A 12,956-nucleotide genomic window follows, 5' to 3' on the forward strand; every position below is an offset into this window, starting at 1 on the left:
AATTGACCGTGCCAGTTTATTTAACTATTTCTTTAGCACTTGCAATCAGTTCATCACTCAATTTAACGCCCATTCGCTCAGCAGCAGCGGGATTAAGATAAAGCTCTAATTTTTGAACACTCTCAACGGCTATATCTCCAGGCTTTTCACCATTGAGTACTCGAGCAACCATTTTACCAGTCTGAAGGCCCACATCGTAGTAATTGAATCCAACAGCCGCAATTGAACCACGACCGACAGAATCAGTATCACCACTGATCAGAGGGAGATCGTTTTGTTCTGCAACCTTAATCACCGCCTCTAGCGCAGAAACTACAGTATTATCCAAAGGTATGTAGATCGCATCAGCCTTCCCCACCAGGCTCCTCGCAGCAGCCAGCACATCCCCGGATTTTGTTGCAGCAGCTTCAACAACTGTCAAGCCATGCGCTTTCGCTTCAGTGTGCAACATGCTAACCAAGGTGACTGAATTGGTTTCCCCCGGATTATAGATAACCCCCAAACGTTTAACGCCAGGTACAATCTGCTGCACCAATTCAACATGCTTATTAATTGGGGAGAGGTCTGTAATTCCAGTGATCAGCTTACCGGGCTTATCCAGATTCTTTACCAGCTTGGCCCCTAATGGATCAGTCACCGCCGTGAAGACCAAAGGTATATGGCGTGCTGAGGCTGCGACCGTTTGAGCCGATGGAGTTGATATAGCGACAATCACATCCGGTGCTTCCCCGGCGAATTTTTTAGCGACCTGAGCCGCAGTGGCCGGATTACCCTGAGCACTTTCATAACTCCACTTCAGATTTTCACCGACTTTGAAACCAGCTGCTGCCAATCCATCTTGAACACCGTTACGACAGGCATCCAACGCAGGATGTTCCACAATCTGAGTAATAGCTACATGTTTGTCGGAAGCTTGCGCTGGTATAGTCAACCCAAGCATCGAAACACCCAGTGCCAGCGCCGAAGCACCAAGAATTGCCTTAAGTCCCATGATCCTTTTCGCCCCTATCTGTCATCACAAAGACGCAAAACTATCATGGAAACCAATACAACTGCAAAACCCACTTCCATAATCCCTTGCCAGAGCATAATCTCCCCCCTAAGCTATCAGCCAGCTGACGACCAGACGGGAACCTCCTCGTATCATATGGAGTCCTGAGCGGAACAGTAAAATATCAAAAAAGACAAATCGACATTCAGAGAGACTGCTCCCGGTGAGACCTCAGTGACAGACCTTTTCAGATCAGTACGCCTACTCCTATTGCCGTTGCTCTTAGTTGGCGCTTACTATGGCTTATCTCCCTATTTTCTGTATATCTCCCCTCCTTGGTTGGAGTTATTACCCTGGGTCCCTTACTTATTCGCTGCCATTATCACCTTACTGGGTTGGCACTTTCATAGTAGCCGCGCCATTTTGGTTACAGCCATCATCCTGATGACGGCTCACTGGCTTAATTCACCACAGCTGCAAGATCCATTATTACACCAGCTATTGCTGGCATTAGTCCCCTTAAATCTGGTGATTATCGGCTTTTATCGAGAACAATCACTGCTATCCATGCAAACTCTGGGACGTTTACTATTAGTATTGAGCCAACTGGCTTTAGTCGCTTGGTTGTTACAGTTTCATCGCAGTGAACTGGAACCCTGGTTGCAGCTTCAACCCGCCTCACTGGCACTGCTTTCTTTTACTCTGCCCTATCCGTTTCTTATAATAATCAGTCACTTACTGATCATAATTGCATTGGTGTGGCAGTACTCCCGTCAACCCCATCTGTTTGAATGCTATTTGATAATAACGGTGGGCATTATGTTGTGGCTTTTATTCAGATCATTACTACAACTCCAGGGACAATCCCACTTCGATCAAAATCTGAGCTTAATCCAACAGCAGATCCTTATCAGTTTAAACTTACTGCTCTGGATCACAGCCATATTAATTCATAGCCACAATATGGCCTATCTGGATGAACTGACTGGCTTGTCAGGGAGACGAGCATTAAATCAAAGATTAATGGCACTGGGCCGCCGTCATACAGTAGCCATGTTAGATATCGATCACTTTAAACAATTTAACGATACATACGGCCATGATGTCGGCGATCAGGTTTTACAGTTGGTGGCATCTAAGCTGCGCCAGGTTCGTGGCGGGACAGCCTATCGTTATGGTGGAGAAGAGTTCTGTATCATTTTTCCCGGCAAAGCTATCGAGCAATCTCTGCCGGCTCTTGAAGAAGTGCGACAAAACATTGAAGCTGCTCAGATGCACTTAAGGGGACAACAACGCCCTAAGAACAGCAAACAAGGAAAGAAAATGCGCGGAAAAACCAACGGAAAACAAAAGTCAGTATCCGTAACCATCAGCATCGGCGCAGCTCAACGTCAACCCAAGGTCAATAGTATAAAACAGGCCGACAAAGCTCTCTATAAAGCTAAAGAAAATGGCCGAAACTGTATCTGTTATTAAAGGACAGCAATAACTGCTATAAAAAAACCCCTGCGTATCCACACAGGGGTTTGGTATTTATTCCGTATCGCAAATATTAAGCGATATTGGAAGCTTTCTTAACAGCTGCTTCAACTTCAGAAGCAGTCTGCTTCGCAGATTCTTCGATAACAGCAACAAAAGCATCTTTAGCTTCAGAGATAGTAGCAATGCTCTTCTCTGCAGTGTCGGTCATCTTACTTTCCAGAGACTTGTAAAATTCCAACTGCTTTTCCAGTGCCAGCTTAGGGTCCTGGCACTGGGCCAGCTCTTTAAACTGTGCAACGCTGGCGTTGATAACGTCAGTCATGGAATCTTTCTGCAAAGCAGCCAGTTCTTCCATAGCCTTCTTGTTGGTTTCGGCCAGCTCAACAACAGGCTGCATGCGAGTTTTCATGTCTGCAAAGAAATCATTGTACATAGCTATCACCTCGGTTCAAAAATTAAAAGTTATGCTGCATCGCATCAATTCATGCTGCTAACTATATTAGTTGATCAATTTTAAGTCAACACCTTTTTTGTTGCAACGCACAAGTTTTTAAAAAATCGCTATAAATCAACTAGTTAAAACAAAGAAAGCAACATAAAGATAAATCGCTTGGTATAGGCTGAATAGCCGATCTCGCCTAATATGACGGAACTCAATACGGCTGCTATGAGCTCAAGGACTGGGGTAGCCCAGCGACAGGAAAGTTCAGTAGGTCATTTAAGAAAGCTGAATATCTCTGACTAACATCTAAACAGCCAGCCTATTCAGCCCCTTTTTCATAGAAGAGTTCGACAGACAGGGCACACTGCTGACGTAATTGCTCAGCGAGTTCATCCATGTCAGCATCAGGCCAAGGATGGGCATCCATTTCTGCAGGTTTTCGTGCCAATGTGTAGGCCTGAATTTTCTGGATCTGAAGACCTTCAGATATAAGTGTTTTAACCAGCTCAATATAGGGCTGATACAACTCGACAGCAAAGCGCTGCCCCTTCCATTGGAAAAAGCAAGACTGCAATACCACGGGATACTTATTACCGAAACGCTGTAATTTAGAAATCAAACTGTCGAACTTGAGGTTAGTCCGGTTTATCTCGACCAGGCTTTGTTGGTCCCAATAATCCAACTTGAACCAAACTTCTCCAGCTGCCTCAAAGAAGCGAGGATAGATCGCCTGAAGATCTTTACGATCCATGCCACTACCATTAGTAAACAGGATCAGTTTCACTGATTCAGGTAACTGGTATTCCTCTTTCAATGTTAAAAGCAGTTCCAGTACCTGGGGTAACTGCTTCTCACTTGTGGGCTCGCCATCTCCCGCTAATGCAATATCCTTAAGCAAATAGCCCCGATAGTCTCCTTCTCTTAAACGCCCCAGCCAATGCCTTAACTCAGACTCAAGCTGGTCGATATCCGGACGAATAATAGCAGAGGGTTGTGGTCGCTCTACCTGACAATATACGCAGTCAAAGTTACAGCGTTTATCAGGGTTCAGGTTTATCCCCAAAGAAAGGCCACGGGAACGCCTGGATACTACGGGATAGACCAGATTATCATAGGCGCTCAACCGATCATGGCTGTCATAACCTAATTTAATGGTAGCGTCGTCAACTACACTCATCGGTATTAGCTTCCAGTGCTCGCACTTATTAATATATCCTTATAAGCAGCCACTGCGGGTCCTAGTCCTATCATCAGCGCATCAGCAACTAGCGCATGGCCGATAGAGACTTCTTCCAGATTCGGTATAGAAGCAAGCAGCCCCAGATTATCCAGATTAAGATCATGCCCGGCATTCACACCCAGACCAGCTAAACCTGCACGTTTGGCAGCATCAGCAAACAGCTCGAACACGGCTTGTTGGTCACTGCCACCATAATTGCCAGCGTAGGATTCTGTATACAGTTCAACGCGATCAGCCCCTATTTTTGCAGCCATGCCAAAGTCTTCAGTCTCTGCATCCATAAATAAACTAACACGGATACCTAATTCTTTAAGCTCAGCAATAATCGGTTCCAACCTTGAACCATCTTCCACAAGGTTCCAGCCATGATCAGAAGTCAACTGATCCGGGGAATCAGGGACTAATGTGCACTGATCAGGCTTGACCTCCCGTACCAACTGCAGAAAACCGGGATACTCACCCACAGCTCCCTCAAATGGATTACCTTCAATATTGAATTCAACATCCAGCATTTCAGATAGCTCACGGACATCATCCGGTCTGATATGTCGGAGGTCAGGGCGGGGATGAACGGTAATACCATCAGCTCCATGCTCAAGTGCCACCCGAGCGGCCGCTGTGACACTAGGAATCCCCGATAATCGAGAATTCCGCATCAAGGCTATTTTATTTAGATTGACACTAAGCGCTGTCATGACCCCACCTATTAACCGGACAATTCAATCAGCTTGGCATTGTATGCGCTTTAGCATCAGGGTTCACCCAAAAAAAGGACTCAAACCACATGGTGGTAATGAATCTGACATAGGAACTCACTTAGCAGACGACATCTAGCGTCCCCAGCGGATTTAGCAGCAAATGCAACCTAGAATCTATCAGTAACAGCAGAGCTAGCCAGGGATGAGTAGCCGTCCGATTCTTTGTTTTACCATCGTTTCATCGAAGTCATCACCGCTGTAATTCAATAGACTTTGACCAAACACATAGCTATAGAACAAATAGGCTCTGGAGAAGGCTTCCTCTTCAGCAAGACTTAGACGAGAAAATAACCCTGTTACTGTTGCGAGTCGCTCATTATCAACCAATTGCACGGTTGCTGCCGCCTGCGGCGACTTTCGCGCCCAATCCCTGACCGCGAGCTCTATTGCTTTACCCCGGGGATTAGTGTGATCGGTATAAAGGTCCAGTAAGTCCTGAAGGGTTTCAATCGCAGTCTTGCCACTCTCAACTTGCTGATGAATTGCTCCAATACGGCCACTTTGCCAATAATCCAGCATTTCTTCCAACAGCTCATTACGAGTTTTAAAATGCCAGTAAAATCCACCTTTAGTGACCTTTAAGCGTTTTGCCAAGGCCTCAATTTTGATACTATCCACCCCGCCATCGGCAAGCACCGAAAGGGCTTCGTGAATCCAGGCTTCTCGCTTGATTTTCACATTCATGATTTAACCATCATGCTAATAAAACCTACTCTAAGACCGCATAATCCGACAGGGTCACCAACTATACGATACCGTATGCTTGAGTTGAATCATAGCGTAAAAAAGGTTGAACAGTAGCCTGGACTAATGCATCAAAACCACTTAAAGCCCCCAGACAAACCATTTACAACCCTCACTAGTCTCAAAAAACTGTCACACTGACCACTCTTGAACAATACTTCTTACATAAACATCAGTTTTACAATGCTATAGGTAGCAATCTGGATCTCAGTTCGGCCTATACTATTGTTGTGTCATTGTTAATACGTCTCTGATCAGCGTGAAAGGACCGCACCGCTATGAGCCCAGGAGATAATAAGGCCTACCCTACTGACGCACTGCCACCAGGAACTCACCTGCAGGGGTATGTTATCGAAAAAATGCTTGGGCGCGGTGCCTTCGGCATAACCTATCTGGCAACAGAGACGCAACTTGAGCGCTTAGTCGCGATCAAAGAATACCTCCCGGAGACAGCAGCTGTTCGGGATGAGAATAGCACCAGTTTATATAGATAATATAAATGGAAAAAAAATCGATAAAAATATTTTTTCCAGCTACAAAAATCTCGCCTATCTTAAGCCCGGCGATAGGCTGACTCTCGATTACAAAAACAGCTTTAACTCCGATAGTAAGAAAAGACTTCAATTAACAGCCGAGCACGTAGAACGCAAGGCTGTTGAGGTATCGATCAAGGACCAAAACCTGATACTCCAAGTAAAAAGTTTTCGGAGAGGAACCATACATTTTATAAAAAAAGCACTTAGCCTGGCTTACAATAAAAAAAAATTAATAATTGACTTACGCCATAGCCCAGGAGGCGATATCTATGCGCTGGTAGACTGGTTATCATTATTATTAAACGACGATATACCGGTTATAACATTACGCAAACAGTCTGAACAACATAAGAGTACACAAAGCTCAAACATAACCCTGTTCACCCTTCCCGGAAAGATTGAACAAAGAATACCAATCATCATAATAGTAAGTGAATACACCGCTAGTTCAGCTGAAATATTTGCACGGATTTTGCGCACTCAGATTCCCGGAACCCTGATCATTGGCAGGCCAAGCAAAGGAAAATGCCTCGCTCAAAGTAATTATGCATTAGGTAATCTGGGCGCTCTAAAACTATCAACCTATAACGTAGAGCTGATAGATTCGGGGAGCTGTGAAGGAATCCCAATTCAACCGGATATACTGAAAGCTGGCGTGGAAACCTATAACTTACAGCAAATCAATCAACTGGTTGAGCAGGTCGCCCCAGCAAATCGCCCTTAGACAGCAGTAATCAGTTTATAATTTGTCCAAGGGCTTTATTAGTCTTACTCCATCTATGATCGGAATGTCCATTGTTGTTCGCTATGCACTATAGCGACTGTCTGTATCCGTTATTAAGGGATCAATGGGGGTAAGTCCAAGGATCCGTCCAACCTGCTCAGAAAGTTCCAGACTCTGGTGATGATCAGCTATTTCATCAAGTCGGGCTAATACCTGCGAAGGGAATTCACAGCTCTTTCGTGAATTGAGATCAACGTGAACAAGTAGCAGCTCGTTAGTTGCTACCAGAAAACCTTCGGTCTCATGGAACATCTGATGAAATATTCGAAGCTTCTTATCGCTGTATTCCAGCAGTTGCGTAGTAAAATGCAAAGGCGCATCAACCTGAACCTCTCGCTTATAGGTCACGTTCATGTCGACAACAAATGCAGAGTGATTGTGTTTTTTGACGTAACTCTGACCCAGGTGAATATTCTCAAGAAAGGCATCTGTCGCCTGATCAAAAGCCAGCACATAGTAAGCCACATTCATATGGCCATTATAGTCAATCCATTCAGGAAGCACCTGACATCGGTAGGCGCTAAAAGGTACACGGGCATCCATAACTGATGTCCTCCTGTTTTTGTTGTTATTAGGAGTCAACTCTTACAGATTAGCGGCTGTTTTACAGGATTGCCAGAAAAAACTTGAAAGCAGGTGCAACAAAAAAAATTTTGCGGATAAAAGATGACATTCATACTGCTTTTTAAAATTAAAACAACAGTTTACAAACTCACAAAAAAGAAGACAAAAGAAGTCCTGCGCATAATAACGCACTTGCAGCATGAAACAGAAAAGCAATTAACCATGTCTGAACTGGAGTAAAGTACTTCGCAAAGCCGTCAAACGGGTCAGTATCTGACGTGCATTTTCCGGTCCCATCCGCAGTAGCTGCTTATGGACATCGGACAATTGCTCCAACTCAGGATCAGCATATTTGTACATTACCGACGGCTGTACCAGTTCAATGGCTCCATCCATCACAGGGCTGTCCAGCATATGATCAATAGCCATTAATAACCGTTTGTGAAATGACCGCCGGGGATAACCAAGCTCAGCATAAGCTTGTTGCATCAACGGATAGTAGCGAAGATAGAGTGAAGTGACCCTTTGAGCATCCAATCTTGTTAACAGATCAATATAGGGGCGATAACGACCAAAGTTATAGCCATCAAGAAAAACCTGATCCCCTTTCTCCAATACTCTAAAAGTCGTGGGCAACGGCTTCAATACAATATGCTTTCGAGGGATCTGTCCCTCTGCCATATTGTCCACCATCACTACAAACTTCCTCACCAACTCTTCATCAACTAACCAATTGGCCAACATCAAAGTTGCATCCAGGGACATCAGACTTTGCTTAACCGTCGAATCACTGTTATTCAGAGGTGGTATTGGAAACCGGCTATCAGCGGTTAACCGGGATGCCAGAGTCGTATCTGCTGACGGGGTTGACAGTGAAAGGCCCGAATATAAGGATGGATCCGCATTTCCAGAGCGAACAATAGTGCCACTAATAGAATTCACTCCTCGACCAGTATCCTCAGATCCTGCTGAATTCCCGGCTAGCTGACCAGCGACTGCAGAACCATTAACTGCCTGAATACTACGAGTTGTTGAACCACTGCCAGATGCCTTGTTGATAGTCTCATTATTGGTGACACCATTATTCATGGCGCCATTAATACTTCCCGATCCTTGAAGACCTGTACCGCGAACAATGCTGCCACTCAAACTTTTTTGGCTACCGTCAACGACCGCTCCGTCCAATAGTTCCTGCCCCTGAGCCGTCCCATTGCCATGGGTTGGAGCACTACTTTGAATTGGCTTCAAAGTCATTAGTTGCTCTGGTGTAAGAGACTGTTCATCAATGGCATTGATGGATCCTGGACCAGAATCAACACCATCCTGGGGCAACTGCACCGAATTAAATGAATCCTGGAACGGAGAATTTTGATCGCTGAACAAAACCCAATAAGCGGCAAACGCCATTAATAAGACAATGGTCAGGCTCACAAGGAACTGGGTAATACCGCCACCACGCTGAGGGGACGGTAACCGAAGTAATTGCGGACTTGCTGGGACTGACATTGAGCGCACCCTGGATTCCTTAGTCATTCGCTAACCATAATCAGACCATAGATAATCATTGTTCGCCAGTCCCCAGAGTGCCAATTGTCAGGATATCAAATAGTTAAGCCCTCTATCTGAGACAACCCCAATAAGATATCCATCTATTGATGAGTGTTGCCGAACCACACGCCAGTAACAATCACTCGATGAGCAGAATGTTATAAATCAAATTGCTTATAAATCAAAGTCCCCCGGAAATAGACTCTATACCTGTAATGGACTCGATACAGGCTGTCGCTGTTCCTCCACGGATAGCGAATGGTCGGTTGTATACTGCTTGGGATTCTTCGGATAGTATTTTTCCGGTAAGCGATCAATATGGCTAAAAAAACGGGTGTCTTTATAGGGCATTTTCATAAATCCCGATACCCCCAGTCCCGTAATCAGAGGTACTGCTGCCAGAATACAGGCCAAGCAGTCTTTAAACTCCTCTTCTCGACGAGGATCAAGTAACCGGTAATAGCTATGAATTTTTAGATGGGTGGGTAGGCTTTCAAAAATGATCAAACCGGTATGATGTATCTGATTCAGCTGTTCAAGACTATCCATAATGGTTTCAGGTAATTCCAGAAATTCCTCCGGGTCCTTGCCGTCTTCAAAATAAGAATGGATGCGACTTTTATCTTCCAGCTCCGGCGCTGCTGATACTTCATAGGGGATGAGTAATCCTTCAGCCGGCTGAAAAGGCACCTCAGGGGTATCTCGTTCAATATGCAGAGTATCCTTGGCATTGAAAAAACAACTCTTGAACACCCCCTGCCGATAGATTGCCCGAGCCAGATTAACCATATTATTGACCGAGGTAATAAACGACTTCTTCAGCGCATTGTCATGAAGGTTTAAACAAGAATCGATATAAACTCCATCAGTCTCCCAACGCACTGCTAATCCACCAACAACCGGATATTTGGCTAGCCGGCTAATGCTGGCAAGAAAAGCCTTCTCCGTCTCCCCCATTCCCTGAAGAAAATTTTTGTAATAACGATCGAACTGAACGTCATCCAGATCTTGCAAAGACTCTTCCACTCCTTCCTCTTTCAAAAAGGATTTACGCGAGGTGTAAGCAACCGTATCGATATCACGTACTTCGCTGTGCGACCATACCGGAATCAAATGCGGCTCTGGTGATTCTTTAAGGTCCACCATCAGGGCGCGTGCCATCGCAGCCATGTTGTTTAACAGGTAATCCCCGGCCTTCATTCGTGTTTGCGGATTTTCATCAAGCATGCTTTCAAGAACACGGGCAAATTCCAACGGCAACCCCAAAGACGTCGGTGGTATCGCACGATGTCCGAAACGGCAGGACTGTCCCGATGCCAAAGCGTAAAGAGTACCCGCTAACCCCTGCTCATCGAAACGGGGGGTAGAGAGCGCCCCGTTGAGCTGGTCTTCACCGATAAAATAAACGTCCCCCAATCGGGCGTTAGAGTTCTGCAAATCACCGGACATCAGCTCCATAACACTGTTGGATACAAACTGCTGATTCTGATCAAGCTGAGCAAACACTGACGAACCCCAGTCAATCAGGGCAACATTCTCAGTGCTGGGATCAAAAACTATATTTGAAGGTTTAATATCCCCGTGTACCAGAGGTCTTCGAGACTTGATAGCGATGGATCTCAAGCCAAGCAGGATAGTCACCATCTGCGCCGCGATATGCACAATCAAACGGGGCGACAACCGTCCCTCTTTTAACGACACCTGCTCCAGGTCCAGGCCGACGGCCCGCTCCATCACCAGAATAGCCTGACCACGAATACGCTGGAAGTCGATCAGTTTCGGAACCAGATTATGTTCGACTTGCCCCAGCATAAATGCCTCTTCCTCGAGACGATCTTGCACATGCTGCGGAAGAGTAATGCGTGAGAACTTGAATACCAGCCTCCGACCAGCAGTATTCGTTCCGCCAAAGACGAATCCAAAGGCGCCTTTACCGATCATCTCAATGTCGGTATAGCCTAATTGTTCCAGTTGTTGCTTACAGAGACTAACCCAATCTTTCAGCTTTTTCGCGTCATCGTGACTGAGCAGATAGATAGACTGCTCTTCAGGAATATAAAATTGCTGCAGATTTGGGTAGTCCATTGATACCTTGAGTTTAAGGTTTTATTAGCACTGACTTACAATCGAAACCGCTAACTGCGGTCTCGATTGTTGCATGCCGATGTTTCTGTTACTGGGTTTACCAGTTACTTCTGAAGTACTACTCTGACGGTCCTGACTAACTCAAATCCAGCAACATGGATGCAGGATCTTCGAGGAAAGACTGCCACAAACCGCTAAAGCGGGCGATGGTACCACCATCAATCACCCGGTGATCTCCAGACCAACTGATATTCATGATGCTTCGCGCCTCAACCTCACCTTCAGCATCAAATCTCGGTAGCGTCTGCACTTTGCCAAGCGCCACAATTGCTACTTCCGGCGGATTGACCAAGGGTACGGCATAAGTGCCGCCCAGTGCCCCGATATTTGAAATGCTGATCGTCCCCCCCTGCAGATCCTGCGGGCTGACACGTCCGTCACGAGCTGCATCAGCCAGTCGCTGAACTTCTGCTGCAATTTCCAGAATACTGAGCCTGTTGACGCCCTTAATGTTGGGAACAATCAAACCCACTTTCGAGTCGACAGCCATACCGATGTTGCAATCCGACAAATAATGAATTTCAGTGCAATCATCGTTCACTCGACTATTCAGTATCGGATACTCCTTCACCGCCATTGCCAACGCTTTCATAATCAGTGGCATCAACGTCAGTCGAATCCCCTGTTTTTCAGCTTTCGGTTTTAATTGACGACGCAGTTCAAGCAACGCGCTAACGTCTACCTCATCTCCGAAGGTAAAGTGGGGGATAGTGCTGGCAGACAGTGCCATTTGCCGTACCATGGCAGCCTTGATACCACGGATAGGCTCAACTCTGATGTCAGCATCTACTATGGCTGCCGAAGCTGAAATCGGTTTTTCCACTAGTGGAGCAACAGTGCCACAGGATTTGTTTTTTTGAAACTGAATAACATCATCCTTCAGCACACGGCCATCCTTACCGCTACCAGGTATGCTAACAATATCCAATTCGTATTCACGACAAAGCCTGCGTACAGCAGGACTTGCCAAGGCTTTGGTTTTAGTAGCAGCAGAGTCGGTGAAACTCGATTTTTCTTTTAAGTTGACCTGGGCTTTCGAGTCAGCACCGTTGGCATCCGTCGCCATTGAGGTTCGTTTTACTGCCGTTTTTGGTGTTTCCGCCGCCTCAGGAGCCCTTTCGCCAACAGCGACGCCATGATCAGGAATCACAGCAAATAAAGGCTGGTGCACCTTGGCAATATCACCCTGCGGATAATACAGTTTAGTAACAGTACCCGCCGTATGGGCTGGAATCTGAACCAACGCCTTATCGGTCATAACATCAACCACAGGCTGGTCTTCTTCAATATGATCACCTTCGGCAATCAGCCACTCCACGACTTCACACTCAACAATCCCTTCACCTATATCCGGCAGAATAAAGTCTTCACTTGGAGCAGTCCCGGAACCGGCAGCAGCCGGCAAACTTGCGGATGTTTCATCGACCGCAGATACCGCTTCTGCCGCTGCACCATCAGATACGGTGTCAGCTTCAGCTCCATTAAGATCAATTTCAAACAGTGGCTGATGCACTTTAGCACTGTCACCTTGCTGGTAATAAAGCTTGGTAACCCGTCCCGCATGAGGTGCAGGTATTTGCACAAGCGCCTTGTCGGTCATAACGTCAGCAACCGGCTGATCTTCTTCGATCAGTTCGCCTTCCTTAATCAACCACTCAACCAATTCACACTCAACGATTCCTTCACCGATATCCGGCAGGATAAAATCTTTTAACATTCTCT

General features: G+C 45.9%; 12 protein-coding genes. 3 read left to right on the plus strand and 9 right to left on the minus strand.

What is annotated here, in order from left to right; genetic code table 11:
• Positions 1–16: 16 nt before the first annotated feature.
• Positions 17–991: an ABC transporter substrate-binding protein gene (locus BGP75_RS17850; protein WP_076720231.1), complete on the minus strand. Its 975-nt coding sequence runs from the start codon at positions 989–991 to the stop codon at positions 17–19.
• Positions 992–1,225: 234 nt separating this feature from the next.
• Between BGP75_RS17850 and BGP75_RS17855 the strand changes: the two genes are divergently transcribed.
• Complete coding sequence (locus tag BGP75_RS17855) at positions 1,226–2,467, plus strand: diguanylate cyclase (protein WP_076720232.1); 1,242 nt, start codon at positions 1,226–1,228, stop codon at positions 2,465–2,467.
• Between the two features lie 76 nt (positions 2,468–2,543).
• Here the strand turns inward: BGP75_RS17855 and BGP75_RS17860 are convergent, their stop codons facing one another.
• The 4 genes from BGP75_RS17860 to BGP75_RS17875 form a co-directional block, all read right to left on the minus strand.
• Positions 2,544–2,906, minus strand: a complete 363-nt coding sequence (locus BGP75_RS17860; protein ID WP_076720233.1) for a phasin family protein — start codon at positions 2,904–2,906, stop codon at positions 2,544–2,546.
• Between the two features lie 328 nt (positions 2,907–3,234).
• On the minus strand, positions 3,235–4,092 hold the full coding sequence (locus BGP75_RS17865; protein WP_076720234.1) for a hypothetical protein: 858 nt from the start codon (positions 4,090–4,092) through the stop codon (positions 3,235–3,237).
• 5 nt (positions 4,093–4,097) lie between these two features.
• On the minus strand, positions 4,098–4,850 hold the full coding sequence (locus tag BGP75_RS17870) for a pyridoxine 5'-phosphate synthase (RefSeq protein ID WP_076720235.1): 753 nt from the start codon (positions 4,848–4,850) through the stop codon (positions 4,098–4,100).
• Positions 4,851–5,045: 195 nt separating this feature from the next.
• A complete protein-coding gene (locus BGP75_RS17875; protein ID WP_076720236.1) occupies positions 5,046–5,597 on the minus strand; it encodes a TetR/AcrR family transcriptional regulator in 552 nt (183 codons plus the stop codon).
• Positions 5,598–5,935: 338 nt separating this feature from the next.
• On the opposite strand from BGP75_RS17875, the gene BGP75_RS17880 reads away from it, so the two are divergent.
• The gene (locus tag BGP75_RS17880; protein WP_076720237.1) at positions 5,936–6,151 is read left to right on the plus strand and encodes a hypothetical protein; all 216 of its coding nucleotides are present in this window, start codon (positions 5,936–5,938) and stop codon (positions 6,149–6,151) included.
• Entirely contained in the window at positions 6,123–6,917 is a 795-nt protein-coding gene (locus BGP75_RS17885) for a S41 family peptidase (RefSeq protein WP_076720238.1), read from the plus strand. The genes BGP75_RS17880 and BGP75_RS17885 overlap by 29 nt, the downstream gene beginning before the upstream one ends.
• An 81-nt stretch (positions 6,918–6,998) precedes the next feature.
• Here the strand turns inward: BGP75_RS17885 and BGP75_RS17890 are convergent, their stop codons facing one another.
• From BGP75_RS17890 to BGP75_RS17905, 4 genes are all read right to left on the minus strand, one after another.
• Positions 6,999–7,520 (minus strand): thioesterase family protein, encoded by a 522-nt coding sequence (locus BGP75_RS17890; RefSeq protein WP_076720239.1) that lies wholly within the window; start codon positions 7,518–7,520, stop codon positions 6,999–7,001.
• Positions 7,521–7,757: 237 nt separating this feature from the next.
• Positions 7,758–9,047 carry a DUF3014 domain-containing protein gene (locus BGP75_RS17895; RefSeq protein ID WP_076720240.1) on the minus strand — a complete coding sequence of 430 codons (1,290 nt, stop codon included), beginning with the start codon at positions 9,045–9,047 and terminating at the stop codon, positions 7,758–7,760.
• Between the two features lie 246 nt (positions 9,048–9,293).
• Entirely contained in the window at positions 9,294–11,174 is a 1,881-nt protein-coding gene (locus tag BGP75_RS17900) for a protein kinase domain-containing protein (RefSeq protein ID WP_076720241.1), read from the minus strand.
• 136 nt (positions 11,175–11,310) lie between these two features.
• Positions 11,311–12,951: a dihydrolipoyllysine-residue acetyltransferase gene (locus BGP75_RS17905; protein WP_076720242.1), complete on the minus strand. Its 1,641-nt coding sequence runs from the start codon at positions 12,949–12,951 to the stop codon at positions 11,311–11,313.
• Positions 12,952–12,956 lie beyond the last annotated feature (5 nt).

This window comes from Motiliproteus sp. MSK22-1, assembly GCF_001968815.1.
Taxonomy (GTDB): Bacteria; Pseudomonadota; Gammaproteobacteria; order Pseudomonadales; family Balneatricaceae; genus Motiliproteus.